A 20,299-nucleotide genomic window follows, 5' to 3' on the forward strand; every position below is an offset into this window, starting at 1 on the left:
TCGTGTCCGAGCCCCCACCATCCCCGGGGAGCCTCGTGCGCGGTGAGGAACAGATCAAGGGGGGCGGATTGGCCGCCGTGCAGAAGTACTTCATGGCCCCGGATCCGGGGCTCGTCCGGCTCAGGGTCTCGCTCCGCGCCGTCCTCGGCGTCGGACTCGCCGTCGCCCTGGCCGAGCTGCTCGGCCTCTCCCTCGTCGCGTCCATCACCGCCGGCCTCGCCGCCCTGCTCGCGCTCTTCACGGTCGGCGACCCCACCGTCCGCCGCCAGGCCGTCACCACCGCCCTGCTGCCGACGGTCGGCTTCCCCGTGCTCGCCCTCGCGGCGCTCCTGCACGGCGTCCCGCTCCTGCGTGACGCGGCCTGGCTGCTCGTGATCTTCGCGGGCGTGTACGCGCGCCGCTGGGGACCGCGCGGGCACGCGCTCGGCATCTTCGCCTTCATGCAGTTCTTCGTGACCCAGTTCCTGCACGCGCTCCCCGCCCAGCTCCCCGAGCTGTACGCGGCCACCGGCGTCGCCCTGGGCGCGGCGGCCGCCGTGCGCTTCGTGGCGTGGCCCATCGAGCGCCGGGTCCCGCCGCCGGCCGTGCCCCCCGCCCTGGCCGGTACGGGACTCGCCCGGGCCACCACCCGGCAGGCGGTCCAGGTCACCGTCGCCTCGGGCGCGGCCCTCGTCATCGGACAGTTCCTCTCGGAGCAGCGCTGGTACTGGGCCGTCGGCACCGTCTGGTGGATCTTCGTCAACACCTCCTCGCGGGGCGAGACGCTCGTACGGGGCTTCCGCCGCGTCCTGGGCACCGTCACCGGCATCGCCGTCGGGTTCCTCGTCGCCGTCCCCCTGGGCGGCGCGCCCGCCGCCACCGCCCTGCTGGTCGCCGTGTGCGTGTTCGGGATCTTCTACACCGCGGCCGTGTCGTACAGCTGGATGATCCTGGCGGTCACCGTGATGGCCAGCCTGCTCTACGGACTGCTCGGGGTCCTGGACGGCTCCCTGCTCCTCCTGCGCGTGACCGAGACCGGCGTCGGGGCGGTGTGCGCCGCTCTCGCCGTGACGCTGGTCCTTCCCGTCCGGACGCACACGACGAACGACGCCTGGATCCAGCGCGCGCTCCTCTGCGTCCGGTCCGCCACCTCGGCGTCCGTCCGGCGCCTCGCCGGCGAGGAGGCCGCCGACCCGACGCCGCACGCCGCCGAGCTGGAGGCGCTCCTCGGGCGGGTGCGGCCCGCGCTGGCGCCCCTGGTGCACCCGCTGAACCCGTTCAGGGGGCGGAAGCAGCGGGCCCGCCGGGTCCTCCGGCTCCTCGACGAGGCGGCCGCGGAGGTGCGGGGCCTCGTCGCCGTGGCCGCCGACCCGGACGCCGGTCACGATGCCCGGCTCGCCGCGGCCGCCTGGCGGGTCGAGGCCGCCGTGGAGGCCCTCACCTCCCGCCAGGGGGCCGCGGTGGACGCGGACGGTCATCTCCGGGCGGAGAGCGACACCCACGCGGGCGCGCCCGCGCTCGCCCATGCCCGGGGGCTCGCCCGCGTGCTCACCGAGCTGGACGCTCCCCTGCGGACCCCGCCCGGCGCGTGGCCGGTCCGTTCCTGAGTTCGAGGCATTCCCCCGCTTTGGTCTAGACCGCCTGCTACCGTCGGCCCGACGAGACGACGGCCGGTCGACCGCGACCGGCCCCGGGCAGGGGAGGCACCGTGGGCGGCACAGGGACGGATCAGGGCCGGAGCGGGGTACGGGCGTACATCGGCTCCTTCACCTCGGCGGGCGGCCGCGGCGTCCTCGCCGCCGACGTCGACCCGGAGACGGGCGCCCTGACCCTCACCGGCGGCAGCGACGCCGTCGCCGACCCCTCCTTCCTCGCCCTCGACGGACCCGTGCTGCACGCCGTGTCCGAGACGGCGGCGGGCGCCGTCGCGGCCTTCGACGTCACCGGCCCCGCCCCGCGCCCGCTCGGCGCCCCCGTGGCCGTCGAGGGGGCGGGCCCCACCCACCTGGCGCTCGCCGCCGGACACCTCCTCACCGCCAACTACACCTCCGGCAGCGTCACCGCCCTGCCGCTGGCCGAGGACGGCACCGCCCGTCCCGCCACGACGGTCCTGCGGCACGAGGGCAGCGGCCCCGTCGCCGGCCGCCAGCGCGGCCCGCACGCCCACCAGGTGCTCCCGGACCCCAGCGGCGCCTGGGTCCTCAGCGTGGACCTCGGCACGGACTCCGTCCGGATCTGCGCCCTCGACCCCGATACCGGGGCGCTCACCCTCCACGGCGAGACCGCGCTGCGCCCCGGCACCGGGCCGCGTCACCTCGCCTTCCATCCGTCCGGCACGCACGCGTACGTCCTGAACGAACTGGAGCCCACCCTCACCGTCTGCCGCTGGGACGCCGCCGAGGGCGTGCTGGAACCGCTGGACGAGACTCCGGTCGTCCCCGAGGGGACGGCCGGCCCCCGCTACCCCTCCGAGGTGGTCGCCGCCCCCGACGGCCGCTTCCTCTGGGCCGCCGTGCGCGGCGACGACACCCTCGCCGTGCTCGCCCTCGACCCGGACGGCACCGGGGCCCGGCTCGTGGCCACCGTGCCCTGTGGCGGCGTCTGGCCCCGTGACCTCACCCTCGACCCCGCCGGACGGCACCTGTACGCGGCGAACGAGCGCTCGGGGGACGTCACCTGGTTCACCCTCGACCCGGAGACCGGCGTCCCCACGCGCGCGGGCGCCATCGAGGCCCCCGCCGCCTCCTGCGTCGTCCTCGGCTGAGCCCCCGCCCCCGCCGGACCCTCCCGCCGGACACGACGAAGGGCCCGCGCCGGACACGTCCGGTGCGGGCCCTTCCGTACGGAACGGAGCGCGTGCGGGTCAGACCGCGGGCGCGCCCTGCGGCTGCTGCGGCGGAATGCCCAGCGCGGCCGTGTACTGCGACAGCACCAGCTTGCCGATGGCCGGGTAGGCGCCCAGCGGTTCGGCGGCGGCGCACCCGGCCTCCTTCGACGCCTCGTCGAGGAGACCCTCGGCCAGCTCCGGGCCGATCAGGTACGGCGCGAGGGCCAGCTGCTCGGCACCGGCGGCGCGCAGCTGCTCGGCCACGGAGGCGATGGAGCCCTCCTGGTCGAGCGCGGCGGCCATCACCGGCACGGCCAGGCGCGCGGCGAGCAGCATGCCGGTGATCCCGGCGGCCTGCACGGCCTCCTCGCCGCCGACCGTGGCCAGGATGATGCCGTCGGCGGCCGTCGCGACCGTGAACAGCCGGGCGCGGTCGGCGCGGGCCAGGCCCGCCTCGGACAGCCGGACGTGCAGCGCCTCGGCGAGCAGCGGGTGCGGGCCGAGGACGTCGGTCAGCTCGGCGGTGTTGCCGCCGTCCATCAGGGCCTGGCGGACCTGGCGCATCTGGGCGCTGTCCGGGCCCGCGAGCAGCGGGACGACGACCGCGGCCGGGCCCGTCGGGGCGGTGGCCTCACGGCCGGCGGCCAGGGCCAGCTCGTACCGCTCGGTGCGCAGCGTGGCGGCCGCCGTGAGGACGGTCGCGAGCGAGGCGTACTCGGTGTCGTCACCCTCCAGGAAGCCGATCGCGGCCTCCAGGCCGGGCAGCTCGGAGCGGGCGATGCTCACGACCTCTTCGGCCAGCGAGCGTATGGCGGCGGACGGCGCGCCGGGCACGGCGAGAACCAGTGCGGGAGCGCCCTCGGGCGCCGCCGCGGGTTCGGGGCGACGGTGCCGCCCGGACTGGCGGGGTCGAGGCATTCGTACAGGCAGGCCGGAAGCAGGCCCAGTGGGGGAGCTCATGGCGCCGCATGCTACTGGTTTCGCCCGCCGCGCAGTTGGCTGAGGTGCGGTCACGTGCCTTCTGCCCCTCTATGTCCGCTCTCGGCCCCGGCTTCCGTTCCGCCCTCCTTGCGCTTCCGCTCCGCGCCCGCCCCGGAGCCCGTTCCGCTTGCCTCCTCCGCCCGCCCGGGCAGGGCCCGCCCCCACACCCGAACCCCCCACTCCCACCTGGGCGGACGGCTTCGGTCAGGCCGCCACGGGGCCGAACAGGCGGAGCAGCGAGGGGTCTTCCGGCAGGCGCAGGGTGCCGGTGGCGAGCGCGACGGAGAGGCCGACCGCCCCGGCGAGCGGATCGCCGTCCGGCGCCACCGTCCGCGCTCCCGGCAGCAACTCCGCGAGCGCGGCCCGCAGCGGAGCGAGCAGCGGCTCGCCCATCCTGAAGAGCCCCCCGGTCAGGGCCACCACGGCGCCCGGCTCCGCCGGGCACGCGGCCTCGGCCGCCTCGGCGATGTGCGCCCCGGCCCGCGCGAGGATGCCGGCGGCGACGGGGTCCGTGCCGGCGCAGCGCCCCACCTCGGGGGCGAAGGAGGCGAGCACGGCGGGCCGGTCCGTCCGCGGATAGAGCACCCCCGCCAGTCCGGCCGCCGGCCCGAAGAGCTTCTCCGCCAGGGCCAGGAGAGCCGGCGAGCCGCCGCGCCGGCCGTCGTGCGCGCGCATCGCCGCCTCCAGGCCCGCCCGGCCGATCCAGGCGCCGCTGCCGCAGTCGCCGAGGAGATGGCCCCAGCCGTCCGCCCGCCGCCAGGACGTCAGATCCGTGCCGAGCGCGATCAGACCCGTGCCGCCCGCGACGACGACGCCGGGCCGCTGTCCGAGCGCCCCGGCGTACGCGGTGACCGCGTCGGCCGCGAGGGCGAGCCGGTCCACGCCCCATGCCCGGGCCAGGGCGCCCGGCAGTTCGGCCCGGAGCTCGTCGCCGAGGGTCGCCATCCCGGCCGCGCCGACGGTCACGGCCACGACCGGCCGTGCGGCGAAGGGCGCCCTGAGGTCCCGGACGGCGGGCAGGACCTGCTCCAGGAGGTGCCCGGCGGAGATCCCGCCCGGGCCCGTGCGCACCGGCTCGCGCGAGGCGCGGCTGCCGAGGACCGTGCCGCTCGCGGCGTCGGCCAGCGCGATGCGCAGCCCCGAGCCACCGGAGTCGACGCCGACGGCCAGGCCCTCGGAGGGATCGTTCACGCGAACCACGGTGCACCGTCCTCACGACAGGTGGAGCGGGGAGGTGGGCGGAGTCTAGGGCCTGTCCGGAGGGGTGGCCCCCGAAGCGGTCGGGACCGGGTTGTCGGAGTAGGCCGGTAGAGTGACGGACCGTGACAGCGCGACCCTTGAACGAACTGGTGGAGCCCGGCTGGGCGGAGGCCCTGGGCCCCGTCGCGGGACGTGTCGCCGCGATGGGCGACTTCCTGCGGGCGGAGATCGCCGCGGGCCGGACGTACCTGCCGTCCGGGCCGAACGTGCTGCGGGCCTTCCAGCAGCCGTTCGACGAGGTGCGGGTGCTGATCGTGGGTCAGGATCCGTACCACACGCCGGGGATGCCGATGGGGCTCAGCTTCTCGGTGGCGCCCGAGGTCCGCTCGCTGCCCCCGAGCCTGGAGAACATCTTCCGGGAGCTGCACACCGACCTCGGTCTGCCCCGGCCGTCGAACGGCGATCTGACCCCGTGGACGCGCCAGGGCGTCCTGCTCCTCAACAGGGCGCTGACCACGGCCCCGCGCAAGGCGGGCGCCCACCGGGGCAAGGGCTGGGAAGAGGTCACCGAGCAGGCCATCCGCGCGCTGGCCGCCCGGGGCAAGCCCTTGGTGTCGATCCTGTGGGGCAGCGACGCCCGCAGGGCCCGCCCGCTCCTCGGGAACCTGCCGGCGGTCGAGTCCGCGCATCCGTCCCCGATGTCGGCGGACCGTGGCTTCTTCGGCTCCCGCCCGTTCAGCCGGGCGAACGAGATGCTCCTCGGCATGGGTGCCCAGCCGGTGGACTGGCGCCTGCCCTGATTGCCCCGGCGGGCGCCCCCCGGGCGCATGACCGCGCGGACCGACTCCCCTTCCCCTGCCGGTGGTCGACCGGATCCGGCGGCTCCGGAGTTCCGTCAGATCACCGCCGCCCGCACGCACAGCACGTCCGGCAGGTGCTCCGCGAGCAGCCGCCAGCTGTCTCCGTCGTCATCGCTCGCGTACATCTCGCCGTTCCGGTTGCCGAAGTAGACGCCAGCCGGGTCCGCGTCGTCCGTGCAGAGCGCGTCCCGCAGCACCGTGCCGTAGTGGTCGCCCTCGGGCAGCCCCCGGCTCAGCGGCTCCCAGGTCCCGCCCGCGTCCCTGGTCCTGTAGACGCGGCAGCGATGGTCCGCCGGCACCCGGTCGGAGTCAGCGGTGATCGGGAAGACGTAGGCGGTGTCCGGGCGGTGCGGGTGCGCGGCGACCGCGAACCCGAAGTCGGACGGGAGGCCCTCGCCGATGTCGGTCCAGCTCGCGCCCGCGTCGTCGCTGCGGAAGACCCCCCAGTGGTTCTGGAGGTAGAGCCGGTCCCGGTCGCCGGCGTCCTGGGCGATCTTGTGGACGCACTGCCCGAACTCGGGGTGCGGGTCGGGCAGGAACACGGCCGACACCCCCTGGTTCGAGGGCGCCCACGCGGCCCCGCCGTCCCGCGAGCGGAACACCCCGGCGGTCGACACCGCGACCGTCAGCGCGTCCGGGTCGCGCGGGTCGGTGACGACGGTGTGCACGGCCTCGCCGCCCCCGCCGGGCACCCACTTCGAGCGCGTCGGGTGCTCCCAGAGCGGCCGGACGAGCTCGAAGGACTCGCCGCCGTCCGCCGACCGGAAGAGCGCGGCCGGCTCGGTCCCCGCGTACACGACGCCGGGGGAGTGCCGCGGCGCCGGGTGCAGCTGCCAGACCCGCTCAAGGGAGACACCCGTGTCCTCGGGGAACCTCACCGCCGGACGGGGCGGCTCGGTCCAGGTCTCGCCGAGGTCGTCGGAGTGGAACACGGAGGGGCCCCAGTGGGCGCTGTCCCCGCCCACGAGCAGCCGGGGGACCTCCCGCCGGGTGTCGATGGCGACGGAGTACACCGCCTGCGCGGGGAAGGCGGGGGCGTCGAACTCCCACCGCCCGCCGCGCCTCCGGCCGATGAAGAGGCCCTTGCGGGTGCCTACGGTGAGGAGTACGTCGGGCATGACTGCCACCTCCAGGACGCCGTTGTCTCGGGATGGTGGCCAGTCTGCACCCGCCCACTGACAGCGGCCCCCGCAGACACTCCGCGCCCGGCCCCCGGGCCCGCCGAGAGCGCGCCTGACCCGAGGGCGCTCCCCGGGCCCACGCCGAGCCCGCCCGCGCCGGGGGCGCTCTCCGGGCCCGCGCCGAGTCCGCCCGCGCCGGGGGTGCTCCCCGGGCCCGCCGGCCCCGAGGGCGCCGGAGGCCGGGGACGCGGTCAGATCGCCCAGGCGTACGGGGACGGCGCGGGGGTCCGCGTGCCCAGCTCGCGGGCGGCGCGGCGCGGCCAGGAGGCGTCGCGCAGCAGCTCCCGGCCGAGCAGGACCGCGTCGGCCTCCCCGTTCGCGAGGATCTTCTCCGCCTGTCCGCTCTCGGTGATCAGGCCGACGGCGGCGACGGGCAGTCCGGTCTCCGCCTTGACGCGGGCGGCGAGGGGCACCTGGTAACCGGGGCCCACCGGGATCCGGGCCGGTCCGCCGTTCCCCCCGCTGGAGACGTCGAGGAGGTCGACCCCGTGCTCGCGCAGCAGGGTCGCGAACCGTACGGTCTCGTCGACCGTCCAGCCCCGCTCCTCCAGCCAGTCGGTGGCGGAGATCCGGAAGAAGAGGGGCAGCTCCTCGGGCCAGACGGCCCGCACCGCGTCGACGACCTCCAGGGCGAGGCGCGTGCGGTTCTCGAAGGAGCCGCCGTACGCGTCCGTGCGGTGGTTGCTGTGCGGGGAGAGGAACTCGCCGATGAGGTAGCCGTGCGCGCCGTGGACCTCCAGGACCTCGAAGCCGGCCGCGAGCGCGCGCCGGGCCGCGTCGGCGAACTGCCCGGTGATCTCCCGGATGCCCTCGACGGTCAGCTCGGTCGGCACCGGGTGGCCCTCCGCGAAGGCGAGGGGGCTGGGGCCGACGGGCTGCCACCCCTCGGCCGGGCCGACCGGACCGCGGCCCTCCCAGGGGCGGTCGGTGGACGCCTTGCGCCCCGCGTGGCCGATCTGGATGCCGGGCACCGTGCCGTGCTCCTTGAGGAATCCGGCGATCCGGCGCAGCCCCTCGATCTGGTCGTCGTTCCAGAGGCCGAGGTCGGCGGGGCTGATGCGGCCCTCGGGGGCGACGGCGGTCGCCTCGACGAGGATGAGTCCGGCGCCGCCGGTGGCGCGAGCCGCGTAGTGGGCGAAGTGCCAGTCGTGGGCGACACCCGCGCGCGGTCCGCTCGTCTCCGCCGAGTACTGGCACATCGGCGCCATCCAGACCCGGTTGGGCACGGTGACGGACCGCAGGGTGTAGGGCTCGAACAGGGCGACGCTCATGACGGACTCCGTTTCGGGATGCCTCGAAGATGCTCGTACGATACTCATCGTAGTACGTCACCTGTCAAACTACGAGGTCTCTCGTACAATGGGCGGCATCCCGGATGAAGTGGAGCCGCCGCCATGACGACCACCACCAGCCCGCGCGTCCTCGAACACCCCACGCGCGACCAGATCCGCCTCGAAGAGGTGCTGCACGCCCTCTCGGACGCCGTACGCCTGCGGATCGTGCGGGAGTTGGCGCGCGAGGACACCGAACTCAGCTGCTCGTACTTCGACCTGCCGGTGACCAAGTCCACGACCACGCACCACTTCCGGGTGCTCCGCGAGAGCGGCGTCATCCGGCAGATGTACCAGGGCACGGCGAAGCTCAACTGTCTGCGCAGGAGCGACCTCGACGCCCTCTTCCCCGGCCTCCTCGACTCCGTCCTGGCCGCCGCCGGCGCCCAGGACGGCCGCGCGGGCTGATCCTGCCCCGATCGCCAGGACGCCCTCTAGAGGGAGCGCATCCGGTTGATCTCCGAGGTCTGCTGGGCGATCACGTCGTTCGCCATCTCCTCGACGAGGACGTTGTTCCCCTCACCCAGCACCTCGGCGGCCATGGTCACGGCACCCTGATGGTGCGTGATCATGAGCTTCAGGAAGAGCGCGTCGAAGGCCTCGCCCTTCGCGGCCTTCAGCTCCGCCAGCTGTGCCTCGGTCGCCATGCCCGGCATCGAGTGATGGTCGTGGGCCCCCGATGCGCGCGGACCACCGTTGCTTTTCAGCCAACCTTCCATCGCGTCGATCTCCGGCCGCTGCGCCGCCGCGATGCGCTCCGCGACCTTCCTCACCTGGGGCGAGGACGCCCGCCCCGGGACCAGTCCGGTCATCGTCAGGGCCTGCCGGTGGTGCACCGTCATCATCTGCACGTACCGGAAGTCCGCGCCGTTCGGGCTCTCGTCGGGGAGCAGCCGGGCGGCCTCCTCCGGGGATATCCGCCGCGCCGGTTCGCCGGGCTTCCCCGGCGCCACCACCGAGGGAGCGGTCGAGGCCCCGGCTCGCGGCGCGTCCCGGCCCGAGCCCGACTCGCAGGCGCCCAGGGCGAGTACGGCGACGGCGGACAGAGCCACGGCGACGACGGCACGCTGACGGCGGATCAACAACGCGACCTCCAGGTGTTCTTGCGGGGACAGCGACCGTTCTTAGCACTTTCTCGCGGGGACCGATCAAAAACCTTCATTACGTCTGTGTTGCCATCTGTTGAGATGTGCACGCCACGGAAGATACTGCCGGGGTCCAACACCCGTTCACAGCTGAACGGATACCAGGGAGGACGGAGTGACTTCGTTGCGTACCCCGCGTACCACGTCCGACACGCGCGACCCGCGTGCCCGGTTCAGACGCCTGGGCGTGGCATCCGCCGCCGCCGGGCTGCTGGCCACACTGCTGGCGGCAGGCCCCGCGGCCGCCATCCCCGACCCCGGAGACGCCGGCCCCGCACAGGGCACGGTCTCCGCGCAGCAGGCGGCCGAGGCGCGCTCCGCCATCCGGAGCGGCGAGATACCCGGCGTGGACGAGATCGTCCACAGCAAGAACATCGAGCACCTCGCGAACGTCCCCAAGGACGCCCTCCAGAGCCTCAACACGGACCTGGCGTTCCAGGGCAAGTACGCCTTCGGCGGCAACTACGACGGCTTCCGGATCTACGACATCAGCAACCCGAAGGCCCCGAAGACCGTCGCGCAGGTCCTCTGCCCGGGCTCCCAGAACGACATCTCCGTCTCCGGGAACCTGCTCTTCCTGTCCACCGACTCCTCCCGGAGCGACAACTCGTGCGCGAGCACGACGCAGCCCGCCTCGGTGAAGGAATCCTGGGAGGGCATGAAGATCTTCGACATCAGCGACATCACCAACCCGAAGTACGTCGCCGCCGTCGAGACCGCCTGCGGTTCCCACACCCACACGATCCTGCCCAAGGGCAGGAACGTGTACATCTACGTCGCCTCGTACTCGCCCAACGCGGCCTTCCCGGACTGCCAGCCCCCGCACGACGGCCTCTCCGTCATCAAGGTGCCGCGCAAGTCGCCCGAGAAGGCGGCGGTCGTCAACTTCCCCGTCCTCTTCCCGGGCGAGGGCCCGGACGGCGGCGGCAACCCGGGCGCGCCCACCAACCCGGGCGTCTCCAAGACCACCGGCTGCCACGACATCACCGTGCTGCCGGAGAAGGACCTCGCGGCCGGCGCCTGCATGGGTGACGGCATCCTCTTCGACATCAAGGACCCCGAGCACCCGCGGGTGATCGACCAGGTCCAGGACAACGTCAACTTCGCCTTCTGGCACTCCGCGACCTTCAACCAGAAGGCGAACAAGGTCGTCTTCACCGACGAGCTCGGCGGCGGCGGCGGTGCCACCTGCAACGCCGAGGTCGGCCCGAACCGGGGCGCCGACGGCATCTACGACATCGCCGGCAAGGGCGACAAGCGCAGGCTCGTCTTCCGCAGCTACTTCAAGATCCCGCGCCACCAGGCCGACACCGAGAACTGCGTCGCCCACAACGGCTCGCTGATCCCGGTCAAGGGCAAGGACCTGATGGTCCAGGCCTGGTACCAGGGCGGCGTCTCCGTCTGGGACTTCACGGACTCCTCCGCCCCGAAGGAGATCGCCTACTTCGAGCGAGGCCCGCTCTCCGCGACCACCCTCTCGGTCGGCGGCTCGTGGTCCGCCTACTACTACAACGGCTACATCTACTCGAACGACATCGCGAAGGGCTTCGACGTCCTGAAGCTCTCCGACCGCCGTACGGACCCGGCGAAGCGGATCCGGATGGACGAGCTCAACGTCCAGACCCAGCCGGACTACTTCGACGACTTCTAGGAGCCACCGCTTCCCGGACTCGGCGTGCCGTCGGGCGGACCCCCGTCCGGCGGCATGCCCGCCTCCCAGTCGAGGCCGAACCGCTGGAACAGCTCCCACCGCAGCCGCGACAGTGGCATCGGGGCCCCGGGCAGCAGCACCGCCACCACCGCGCCCATCAGCAGGGCGCGCAGCAGCGGATAGTCCGTGTCCACGTCCGCGGAGCCGTACCGCGTGACCGTGTCCCTCAGCAGGAACGCCAGGCGCTGCTGCTCCTCGCACTGCACGAACCCGTCGGCCTGCAGGATGCCCGCCATGTGGGTCCGCATCAGGGTGGGCCGCGTCACCGCGAGCCCCAGGATCGCGTCGATCGCCCGCGCCAGCCGCTCGCGGCCGTCCTCCGTGCGGGGCTCCCGCTCCAGCGCCTCCTCCAGGGTGAGGTGCATCAGCCGGTGCACCGCCGCCTGGAGCAGCACGTGCTTGCCGGAGAAGTAGTAGGAGATCAGCCCCCGCGCCGTACCGGCCTGCTCGGCGATGTCACCGAGCGTGGTCGCCTCGTAGCCGTGGGCGTCGACCAGGTCCACGGTGGCCTGGAGGATCCGCTCCCGCGACCGGCGCCGAAGCTCTTCATTGACCGATGGGCTACGCGGGGACATGCTGGACTCCTGCGTTGACTGGCTGCCAGCCAATATACTCGGCGCATCCCGTCGGCATGCCGCTGTGGCATACCGCCGGGGATGCCGTCTGTTCTGGGCGACACGGGGGATCGTCCAGAACAGGCGGCTTCATCGTTTTTCTCCCATTCTGCTCCCGCTGTTACCGGCGCCGTCGTCACCCTCCGGGGCGGTCCGCCGGTACGTGATCACCGCCACGGCCACACAGCACCAGCCGAGCAGCCAGCCCTCGACGACGTCCGAGGGCCAGTGCACCCCCAGATAGACCCGCGTCCAGCCGACGCCGAGCACCGAGACGACCGCCGCGCCCGCCAGCGTGCCCCAGCCGCGCCACTCGTCCCGCCAGTGCAGGGCGAGCACCCACAGCAGCAGCCCGCAGGTGACCGTCGCCGCCATCGCGTGCCCCGAGGGGAAGGCGGCGTACCGCGCGGAGTCGACCGGCTCGGCCCACACCGGCCGCTCCCGCCCCACCAGCGCCTTGAGGGCCTGCTGGAACCCCACGGCGAACAGGGTCGTCCCGGCCACCCACAGCGCCGCCCGCCGCTCCCGCCGCCACCACAGCAGCACCGCGGTGCCGGCGGCCAGGGCACGCATCGTCCAGGGGTCCCACACCCAGTCGCTGAGGATGCGGTTGACGTGGGTGAACCCGGGGTGCGCCAGGGCGCTGCGGTGCAACGCCTCGGCTACGGACCGGTCCGCGGAGAGCAGCGGCGACCACCCCACGACGACGAGCAGGAGCAGGAGCAGGGCGAGGGCTCCGGAGATCAGGGCGGAGGTGCGCATGCGCCGATCCTGCCCGACGCCCCGCTCCGGCCGCCCTTCCCGGGGCCCGCCGCGCGTCGCCGCGCCGACGGCCCCCGCCGTGTCCGCCGCGCCGACGGCCCCCGCCGTGTCCGCCGCGCCGACGACCCCCGCCGTGTCCGCCGCGCGGGCACGCACCCTCTGCTAACCCAGCGCCTTCAGGGCCGGGACGAAGGCCACGAGGACGGGGACCACGGGCACCAGGGACGCGGCCGCCGTCAGCCGGAGCCGCCGTCCCGCGGTCAGGCGTGGTGCGGCCGTGAGCAGCCGGTTCACCCGCTGGGGCAGACCGGCGGCGGGACCCGCTCCGCCGCCGAACACCCCACGGTCCTCGTTCAGTTCGACCAGGGCGAGCGCGATCGTCAGCCGGCCGAAGCGGCGCGAGGCCACGTCGTCGGCGGCCAGCTCCACCAGCCGGTGCATCTCCTCGCGGAAGGCGGCGAAGACGGGGATCCCCGGGAATCCGGCGGCCAGCGCCCCCGACGCGTGCAGCAGCCAGTCGTGCCGGGCGCGGGCGTGCCCCTGCTCGTGCGCCAGGACCGCGTCGAGCTGACGCCCCTTCAGGCGACGCAGCGCCGCCGTGGTGATGACCAGCTGGGGCGTGGCGCCCGCCATCCACCAGGCGTCCGCCCGCTCGCCCTCCAGGACGACGAGCCGCTCGCCGCCGGGCTCCTCCCCGGGCAGCAGGGGCGCGCGGACCAGCAGGTCGCAGCGGCGCTGCCGGCGCCGGGCGCGGGCCATGCCGATCTCGCGGCCCAGCATCGCCCCGGACCAGACCCCGCCGGCCGCGAGGACCACCGCGAGCACCGCGGACCAGGGCCCGGACGTGCCGAGTTCGTACGCGTCGACCACCGTGCGCGGCGCGCCCGCGAACACCTGCCCCCGGACGGCCTGCCAGGCGGCGGACGCGCTGAACGTCATGGAGAGCGCGAAGCTCAGCAGGACGGCGGCCACCACGCACTGCCACACCCACAGGGCCACCACGGGTTCTCGCTCCACCCAGTCCGCCCGGGACAGCAGCCGGGGGGCCGCGAGGGCGGTCAGGAGGCCGAGCAGGAACAGCGCGAGGGAGACCCACATGGCGTCAGCCTATGAGGGCGCCGCTCGCCGGGGGTATGGGCTCGGACGGCAAGTGACGTACGCCACGGTTTGATTGGCCGGAAGCCGCTGCCGAAGTCCGGATCGCGCGCAGGAACGCCGGACCGTGCCGGTAGGCCCGACCGTGCCGGAACGCCGGACCGTGCCGGAACGTCCGACCGTGCCGGTTCGCCGGACCCTGCCGGAACGCCCGACCCTGCCGGAACGCCCGACCGTGCCGGTTCGCTCGACCGTGCCGGAACACCGGACCCTGCCGGTTCGCTCGACCGTGCCGGAATGCCGGACCGTGCCGGTTCGCCCGACCGTGCCGGAACTGGCCCGCCCTCACAGGGTCACCAGCATGGCCAGCATGGCCAGTGCCATGGCGAGCCGGCAGGCGAGCGTCAGTTCCGGCCGGGTCGCCCAGGCGGGCCCCGGCCCGCCGGCGGCGGCCGCCACCGGCACGAGCCGCGTCCCGGCGCGCAGCACGTACGCCGTGTAATAGAGAAGGAGCCCGCCCGTGAGCACGGGTATGCCCCCGGCCGCCGCCGTCCCGGCCGTGTGCCCCGCGTGCGCCCCCGCCGCGCCCGGGGCGGCCATCGTCAGCGCCATGTAGACCATGGCGAGCGAGCCGACCAGATGGTGCGCGTGGTGACCGCCGCGCCGGAGCGCGAGCAGGGCGTGCAGCGTCGCCGCGCCGAACACCGCCGCGTACACCGTCCAGCCCCACTCCGGCGGGCTGAGCACCGCGGCGGGCAGGGCCATGAGGGCCATCCCGAAGCCCATCACCGCCTCGCCGCCCGCGGCCCGCCGCTCCTCGCCGGCGCAGGCGCGCATCCGCAGCAGGCAGTACACCCCCGTCGCCGCGCACAGCGCGACCAGGAGCCATCCGGTCAGGGCCGGTCCGTGCACGGCGCACCTCCCCCCAGGGCCTGTCCTGTGCCGTCCCCTCCACTGAGCGATGCCCGCCTCCTGGGCATCGCACGCGGGCGCACGGGCGCGCACAGGTGTACGAGGGGAGCGAAGGGCGCGCGCGTTAGGCTCGGGACGATCGCGCACGCCGATCGTCAGCGCCCGAGGGGAGCACGGAAACATGGACACCGCCACGTCTCAGGAGACCGGCCGGATCAGCTATCGCGAAGCGGTGCTCGACGACGTTCCGGCGCTCGTCCCGCTCGTGGAGTCGGCCTACCGGGGCGACGCCAGCCGGGCCGGCTGGACGACGGAGGCGGACATCCTCCAGGGGCAGCGCACCGACCCCGAGGGCGTGGCTGCGGTCATCACCGCCCCCGGCAGCCGGCTCCTGGTCGTCGAGCGCGACGGTGAGCCGGTCGCCTGCTGCCAGCTGGAGCACCGGGGTGAGGCCGCCTACTTCGGCATGTTCGCGGTCCGGCCCGATCTGCAGGGCGCGGGTCTGGGCAAGCTGATCATCGCGGAGGCGGAGCGCCGGGTGCGCGAGCTGTGGGACGACGTGCGGGAGATGCACATGACGGTGATCTCCGTGCGCGAGGAGCTGATCGCCTGGTACGAGCGGCGCGGCTACCGGCGCACGGGCCGGATGACCCCGTTCCCGTACGGCGACGAGCGGTTCGGACTGCCGCAGCGCGACGACCTGGAGTTCGAGCTGCTGATCAAGCCGCTGAACTGATCCCTCCGGCGGAAGAGTGGCTTCAACCCTGACTGGCAGGAAAAATTTCTGCCGTCAGGGGGGTCGCACAGGATAATTTCTCTTGGCTCCTCTTGTGGGAACCACGCGTCGATGGTTACGTTGTCTTGACGCGAGGTTCTCCTGTGGAGGAAGAGGCATGACGGAAATTCTTGTGCAGGACGTGACCGGTGGGGGGATATCCACCGACGCCCCTGTGATCGACCACCCGGCCTGGGCCGAGCTCAAGAATGCCGTGGAGGAGATCCGTCCCTGGCAGTCCGCGGACGGCTCCGTCGACTTCGAGGCCGAGGGCGCCCCCGCCCGCGCGCTCGTCGAGCTGACCGTCGACCGCCTGGTCGCGGCCGTCGAGCAGCTCTCCCCGCTCCTCCCGCACGACGGCGCCTACCACCGCGCCCTCGTCGCGGACCTGCGCAAGTGGGTCGAGAGCGGCTTCACCGTGCCGGACTTCCTGGACTCCCTCATGGAGTTCCACCCGGCCGCCGGCCGCGCCGACGGACTCCAGCACCTGGTGCTCTTCCCGATGTACACGCAGAACGGCAACCCGGACCGCAACTTCGAGGCCGTCGTGCTCCGCATGGTCTGGCCCGAGTGGCTCTCCGAGCTGGAGCGCACCCGCTACGACAACCCGGGCTTCTGCGGCATCACCTTCGAGGACTTCACCGCCGGGTACGACACCAACTCGGCCGTCCTCTTCCCGGAGACCGTCGCCGTCCGCGAGGTCCCCGAGCGCTTCACCTGGGGCGGCATCTTCTGCGACCGCGAGGCCGCGCGCTTCCGCAAGGTCACCGAGGCCGCCGTCGACACCCTCGGCGTGAAGCTGCCCGAGGACATCGCCGTCATGCTCGGCGACCAGAAGCGCTGCGAGCAGGCCTTCGCCCTCTGGGACCTGGTCCACGACCGCGCCCACAGCCGCGGCGACCTGCCCTTCGACCCCTTCATGATCAAGCAGCGCCAGCCCTTCTGGATGTACGGCCTGGAAGAGCTCCGCTGTGACCTCACCGCCTTCAAGGAGGCCGTGAAGCTGGAGGCCGAGGGCAACGCGCACGGCCGTGACGTGCAGTACGCGGTCCTCTTCGACCGGATGTTCCGCTTCCCGCTCACCGGCGACCGCACCCGCAACTACGACGGTCTGGGCGGCCAGCTCCTCTTCGCGTACCTCCACAAGAACGACGTGGTGCGCTGGACGGACAACGTCCTCACGATCGACTGGGAGCGGGCCCCCGAGGTCACCAACCGCCTCTGCTCCGAGATCGAGACCCTGTACCGCGAGGGCATCGACCGCCCGAAGCTGGTGCACTGGTTCAAGGCGTACGAGTTCGTCTCCGGCTACCTCGCCCCGCACCCGGGCTCGAAGTGGGCCAAGGGTCCCGACGCCCTCGACCTCTCCCTCCCGCCGCGCAAGCTCGTCGACGACGTGCTTCCGGACGAGTTTCCGCTCAGCATGTTCTTTGAGGCCCTCGCCAAGAAGCTGAAGGGCGTGATCGCCGACACCAAGGGCATCACCGCCGCCGACGTCCCGAGCACCGAGCGGGCCGCCGCGTGAGCGACCTCACCGAGCACTCCGAGGAGGCGTCGCCCATGATCTCCAACGGAAACGGCGGACCGCTCGACGGCGCCGTCATCGCGGTCGCCGGTGCGGCCGGCCCCGCCGGCCGTGCCACCCTGCTCCGTCTCGCCGAGGCCGGCGCCACGGTCGTCGGCTCCGACGCGGACCCGGCGCGCCTCGCCGAGGCCGTCGACGCCGCCCGCTACGCCCACGGCGGCGCCAAGGTCGTCGGCGACACCGTCGACCTGCTCGACCTGGAGGCCACGCGCGACTGGGCGGCGAAGACCGAGAAGGAGTTCGGCCGGATCGACGGCCTGGTCCACCTCGTCGGCGGCTGGCGCGGCGCGCCCTCCTTCACGGAGAGCGACCTCAAGGACTGGGACTTCCTGGAGAAGCTCCTGATCCGCACGGTCCAGCACACCTCGCTCGCCTTCCACGACGGGCTGCTGCGCGCCGGCGGGCGCGGCCGGTACGCCCTGATCAGTCAGTCCGGCGCGCACAAGCCGGTCGCCAACAACGCCGCGTACAACGCGGGCAAGGCGGCCGCCGAGGCGTGGACCCTCGCCATGGCGGACTCCTTCCGCAAGCTGGGGGGCGACGAAGGACCGCAGGCGGCGGCTGCCATCCTGGTGATCAAGGCATTGGTGCACGACGCCATGCGCGCCGAACGCCCCAACGCGAAGTTCGCGGGCTTCACCGACGTCAAGGACCTGGCCGAGGAGATCGCCGGGCTCTGGGACAAGCCCGCCCAGGAAGTGAATGGACAGCGTCTGTGGCTGACCCCCAAGCCGTGACCGCGGCACTCGGCCCCAGGACCGACGCACGTCGTCACCACGACCCGTCGGTCCGGGGCTTCGCCAGCGACAACTACGCCGGCGCCCACCCCGAGGTCCTCGCGGCCCTCGCCCTCGCCAACGAAGGCCACCAGGTCGCCTACGGCGAGGACCAGTACACCGATCACCTCCAGCGGATCATGCACAGCCACTTCGGCCCCACCGCCGAGGCGTTCCCGGTCTTCAACGGGACCGGGGCGAACGTGACGGCCCTCCAGGCGCTCACCGACCGCTGGGGCGCCGTCATCTGCGCCGAGACCGCCCACATCAACGTGGACGAGGGCGGCGCGCCGGAGCGGATGGGCGGCCTCAAGCTGCTCACCGTCCCCACGCCGGACGGCAAGCTCACCCCCGAGCTGATCGACCGGCAGGCCTGGGGCTGGGAGGACGAGCACCGGGCGATGCCCCAGGTCGTCTCGATCACCCAGAACACGGAGCTCGGCACCGTCTACACGGTGGACGAGATCCGCGCGATCGTCGAGCACGCCCACGCCAAGGGCATGAAGGTGCACCTCGACGGGGCCCGCATCGCCAACGCCGCCGCCTCGCTCGACGTGCCGATGCGCGCGTTCACCAACGCGGTCGGCGTGGACGTCATCTCGTACGGCGGGACGAAGAACGGCATGCTCTTCGGCGAGGCGGTCGTCGTCCTCAACCCGGACGCGGTCAGCCACATGAAGCACCTGCGCAAGCTGTCCATGCAGCTCGCCTCGAAGATGCGCTTCGTGTCGGTGCAGCTGGAGGCCCTCCTCGCGAAGGACCTGTGGCTGCGCAACGCCCGCCACGCCAACGCGATGGCCCAGCGGCTCGCCGCCGGGGTGCGTGAGCTCGACGGGGTGGAGATCCTCTACCCGGTGCAGGCCAACGCGGTCTTCGCCCGCCTCCCGCAGGAGGTGACCCGGCGCCTGCAGGAACGGTTCCGCTTCTACTTCTGGGACGAGGCCGCCGGTGATGTGCGCTGGATGTGCGCCTTCGACACCACGGAGGACGACGTGGACGCCTTCCTCCAGGCGCTGAAGGAAGAGCTGGCGCGCTAGGGCACGATGAATGAATATACGGCCGGACGGAAAGTTATTGACTCCGTCCGGCCGTCTTCATAGGGTCGTCCCGCATGGAACTCATCCAGCAGAACCCCGACATCGAGGCCTACCTTGCGGCGGGCGAGGTCGTCGATCATGAGCACCCGCTCGTCAGGGCGGTCTCCGACCGCCTCGCCGACGAGCATCCCGATGCATACTCATACGCCGAAGCCGCCTACGTGTACGTCCGCGACACCATCCCGCACTCCATGGACTCCGGCGATCTCCACGTCACCTGGCGCGCCTCCGACGTCCTGGAGCGGCGCACCGGCATCTGCTACGCCAAGTCCCATGCCTACGCCGCGCTCCTGCGGGCCCGCGGCATCCCCGCCGCCCTCTGCTACCAGCGGCTCACCGAGGACGACGGCTCGGACCCGGTCGTCCACGGCCTCGTCGCCGTCCTGCTGCCCGGCGAGCGGACCTGGGCCCGCCAGGACGCGCGGGGGAACAAGCCGGGCGTCGACGCCCGGTTCTCGCTGGGGGAGGAGCGGCCGGCCTGGGTCGTGCGGCCGGAGCTCGGCGAGGTCGACTATCCCGAGCTGTACGCCGAGCCCCACCCCGCTGTGCTGGGCGCGCTCAAGGCCGCCCCGGACCGCCCGTCCCTCGGCCTGACGCTCCCCTCGGAGCTCTGACCGGGCGAGCGGGGCGGGAACGGTTCCGTCAGCCGGCTTCCTTGACCTGGGCCGGCGTCGGAGCCGTACCGCCGAGGTGTGCGGGCACCCACCAGGTGTCGCTCGCGTCCTTCGGGCGCACCGGGTAGGCGCGCTGCGCGGCCTCCAGGAGCTCCTGGACGCGCTCCCGCAGCCGCCGGGTGATGGCGCCCGCGTACTGGTCGGCCGGGGCCTCCACGGGCTCGCCGACGCGGATCGTCACCGGGATGTGGCTCCGCTTGAAGTTCCGGGGCCGGCCCTTCGTCCAGAGCCGCTGGGTGCCCCACAGCGCCATCGGGATCAGCGGGACGCCCGCCTCCTGCGCCAGGCGCGCGGCGCCCGTCTTGAAGCCCTTGAGCGTGAAGGACTGGGAGATGGTCGCCTCGGGGAAGACGCCGATGATCTCGCCGGCCCGCAGCGACTCCAGGGCGTGCCGGTACGCGTGCTCGCCCTGGGAGCGGTCCACCGGGATGTGCTTCATGCCGCGCATGAGCGGTCCGGAGATCTTGTGCTTGAAGACGGAGTCCTTCGCCATGAAGCGCACCAGGCGCTTCTGCGGGAGCGCCGCGAGACCGGTGAAGATGAAGTCCAGATAGCTGATGTGGTTGCTCACGAGCACCGCGCCACCGGTCCGCGGGATGTGCTCCGAACCCTGCGTGTCGATCTTCAGGTCGAGCGCCTTGAACATGGTCAGGGCGGCGCCGATGACCGGCCGATAGACGAGTTCTGCCATCGGAGAGGAACCTCTTCTTCATGTGCCCGGAGCGGGTTCTCCCGGCGAAGTTACGCGGCCGTAGGTTTTCGGCTTTGGGCAGATCGTGCCCCATGTGGGGCCT

Annotated in this window: 20 protein-coding genes; 10 read left to right on the top strand and 10 right to left on the bottom strand. The window is 73.3% G+C overall.

From position 1 onward, the window contains the following. The first annotated feature begins 92 nt into the window (after positions 1-92). Both ABTY59_RS28085 and ABTY59_RS28090 read left to right on the top strand, forming a co-directional pair. Positions 93-1,586, top strand: a complete 1,494-nt coding sequence (locus ABTY59_RS28085) for an FUSC family protein (protein WP_352021920.1) — start codon at positions 93-95, stop codon at positions 1,584-1,586. A gap of 101 nt (positions 1,587-1,687) precedes the next feature. After that, entirely contained in the window at positions 1,688-2,743 is a 1,056-nt protein-coding gene (locus ABTY59_RS28090; protein WP_352021832.1) for a lactonase family protein, read from the top strand. A gap of 99 nt (positions 2,744-2,842) precedes the next feature. Here the strand turns inward: ABTY59_RS28090 and ABTY59_RS28095 are convergent, their stop codons facing one another. Continuing rightward, positions 2,843-3,766, bottom strand: coding sequence for a sirohydrochlorin chelatase (locus ABTY59_RS28095; protein WP_352021833.1), 924 nt, complete (start codon positions 3,764-3,766; stop codon positions 2,843-2,845). A gap of 225 nt (positions 3,767-3,991) precedes the next feature. Beyond that, positions 3,992-4,978 (bottom strand): N-acetylglucosamine kinase, encoded by a 987-nt coding sequence (locus ABTY59_RS28100; protein ID WP_403538970.1) that lies wholly within the window; start codon positions 4,976-4,978, stop codon positions 3,992-3,994. Positions 4,979-5,109: 131 nt separating this feature from the next. On the opposite strand from ABTY59_RS28100, the gene ABTY59_RS28105 reads away from it, so the two are divergent. After that, positions 5,110-5,787 carry a uracil-DNA glycosylase gene (locus ABTY59_RS28105; protein ID WP_352021835.1) on the top strand — a complete coding sequence of 226 codons (678 nt, stop codon included), beginning with the start codon at positions 5,110-5,112 and terminating at the stop codon, positions 5,785-5,787. 95 nt (positions 5,788-5,882) lie between these two features. Here ABTY59_RS28105 and ABTY59_RS28110 read toward each other — a convergent pair whose 3' ends face one another. Together ABTY59_RS28110 and ABTY59_RS28115 are read right to left on the bottom strand one after the other, a co-directional pair. Then, the gene (locus ABTY59_RS28110; protein WP_352021836.1) at positions 5,883-6,965 is read right to left on the bottom strand and encodes a WD40/YVTN/BNR-like repeat-containing protein; all 1,083 of its coding nucleotides are present in this window, start codon (positions 6,963-6,965) and stop codon (positions 5,883-5,885) included. Positions 6,966-7,219: 254 nt separating this feature from the next. Further along, entirely contained in the window at positions 7,220-8,299 is a 1,080-nt protein-coding gene (locus tag ABTY59_RS28115; protein ID WP_352021837.1) for an NADH:flavin oxidoreductase/NADH oxidase, read from the bottom strand. 123 nt (positions 8,300-8,422) lie between these two features. On the opposite strand from ABTY59_RS28115, the gene ABTY59_RS28120 reads away from it, so the two are divergent. Next, positions 8,423-8,767, top strand: coding sequence for an ArsR/SmtB family transcription factor (locus tag ABTY59_RS28120; protein ID WP_352021838.1), 345 nt, complete (start codon positions 8,423-8,425; stop codon positions 8,765-8,767). 26 nt (positions 8,768-8,793) lie between these two features. On the opposite strand, the gene ABTY59_RS28125 is transcribed toward ABTY59_RS28120, so the two are convergent. Beyond that, entirely contained in the window at positions 8,794-9,411 is a 618-nt protein-coding gene (locus ABTY59_RS28125; protein WP_352021839.1) for a DUF305 domain-containing protein, read from the bottom strand. 208 nt (positions 9,412-9,619) lie between these two features. Here ABTY59_RS28125 and ABTY59_RS28130 point away from each other — a divergent pair, with 208 nt between their 5' ends. After that, the gene (locus tag ABTY59_RS28130; RefSeq protein WP_352021840.1) at positions 9,620-11,155 is read left to right on the top strand and encodes an LVIVD repeat-containing protein; all 1,536 of its coding nucleotides are present in this window, start codon (positions 9,620-9,622) and stop codon (positions 11,153-11,155) included. On the opposite strand, the gene ABTY59_RS28135 is transcribed toward ABTY59_RS28130, so the two are convergent. From ABTY59_RS28135 to ABTY59_RS28150, 4 genes are all read right to left on the bottom strand, one after another. Beyond that, positions 11,152-11,790, bottom strand: coding sequence for a TetR/AcrR family transcriptional regulator (locus ABTY59_RS28135; protein WP_352021841.1), 639 nt, complete (start codon positions 11,788-11,790; stop codon positions 11,152-11,154). The genes ABTY59_RS28130 and ABTY59_RS28135 overlap by 4 nt on opposite strands. A 129-nt stretch (positions 11,791-11,919) precedes the next feature. Continuing rightward, positions 11,920-12,591 (bottom strand): phosphatase PAP2 family protein, encoded by a 672-nt coding sequence (locus tag ABTY59_RS28140; RefSeq protein ID WP_352021842.1) that lies wholly within the window; start codon positions 12,589-12,591, stop codon positions 11,920-11,922. A gap of 162 nt (positions 12,592-12,753) precedes the next feature. Beyond that, the gene (locus ABTY59_RS28145) at positions 12,754-13,689 is read right to left on the bottom strand and encodes a M56 family metallopeptidase (RefSeq protein ID WP_352021843.1); all 936 of its coding nucleotides are present in this window, start codon (positions 13,687-13,689) and stop codon (positions 12,754-12,756) included. A gap of 342 nt (positions 13,690-14,031) precedes the next feature. After that, on the bottom strand, positions 14,032-14,598 hold the full coding sequence (locus ABTY59_RS28150) for a DUF5134 domain-containing protein (protein ID WP_352021844.1): 567 nt from the start codon (positions 14,596-14,598) through the stop codon (positions 14,032-14,034). 181 nt (positions 14,599-14,779) lie between these two features. On the opposite strand from ABTY59_RS28150, the gene ABTY59_RS28155 reads away from it, so the two are divergent. The 5 genes from ABTY59_RS28155 to ABTY59_RS28175 all read left to right on the top strand — a co-directional run bounded on the left by ABTY59_RS28155 (position 14,780) and on the right by ABTY59_RS28175 (position 19,445). Then, a complete protein-coding gene (locus ABTY59_RS28155) occupies positions 14,780-15,334 on the top strand; it encodes a GNAT family N-acetyltransferase (protein ID WP_352021845.1) in 555 nt (184 codons plus the stop codon). Between the two features lie 157 nt (positions 15,335-15,491). Beyond that, positions 15,492-16,898, top strand: a complete 1,407-nt coding sequence (locus ABTY59_RS28160; protein ID WP_352021846.1) for a DUF6421 family protein — start codon at positions 15,492-15,494, stop codon at positions 16,896-16,898. A 35-nt stretch (positions 16,899-16,933) separates the two neighbouring features. Next, positions 16,934-17,695 carry an SDR family NAD(P)-dependent oxidoreductase gene (locus ABTY59_RS28165; RefSeq protein ID WP_352021847.1) on the top strand — a complete coding sequence of 254 codons (762 nt, stop codon included), beginning with the start codon at positions 16,934-16,936 and terminating at the stop codon, positions 17,693-17,695. Further along, entirely contained in the window at positions 17,692-18,771 is a 1,080-nt protein-coding gene (locus ABTY59_RS28170) for a threonine aldolase family protein (RefSeq protein ID WP_352021848.1), read from the top strand. The genes ABTY59_RS28165 and ABTY59_RS28170 overlap by 4 nt, the downstream gene beginning before the upstream one ends. Positions 18,772-18,845: 74 nt before the next feature. Continuing rightward, positions 18,846-19,445: a transglutaminase-like domain-containing protein gene (locus ABTY59_RS28175; RefSeq protein WP_352021849.1), complete on the top strand. Its 600-nt coding sequence runs from the start codon at positions 18,846-18,848 to the stop codon at positions 19,443-19,445. A gap of 28 nt (positions 19,446-19,473) precedes the next feature. On the opposite strand, the gene ABTY59_RS28180 is transcribed toward ABTY59_RS28175, so the two are convergent. Beyond that, positions 19,474-20,196: a lysophospholipid acyltransferase family protein gene (locus ABTY59_RS28180; RefSeq protein ID WP_352021850.1), complete on the bottom strand. Its 723-nt coding sequence runs from the start codon at positions 20,194-20,196 to the stop codon at positions 19,474-19,476. Between the last annotated feature and the right edge of the window lie 103 nt (positions 20,197-20,299).

This window comes from Streptomyces sp. NPDC096079 (genome assembly GCF_040303145.1).
In the GTDB taxonomy this organism is placed as follows: Bacteria; Actinomycetota; Actinomycetes; order Streptomycetales; family Streptomycetaceae; genus Streptomyces.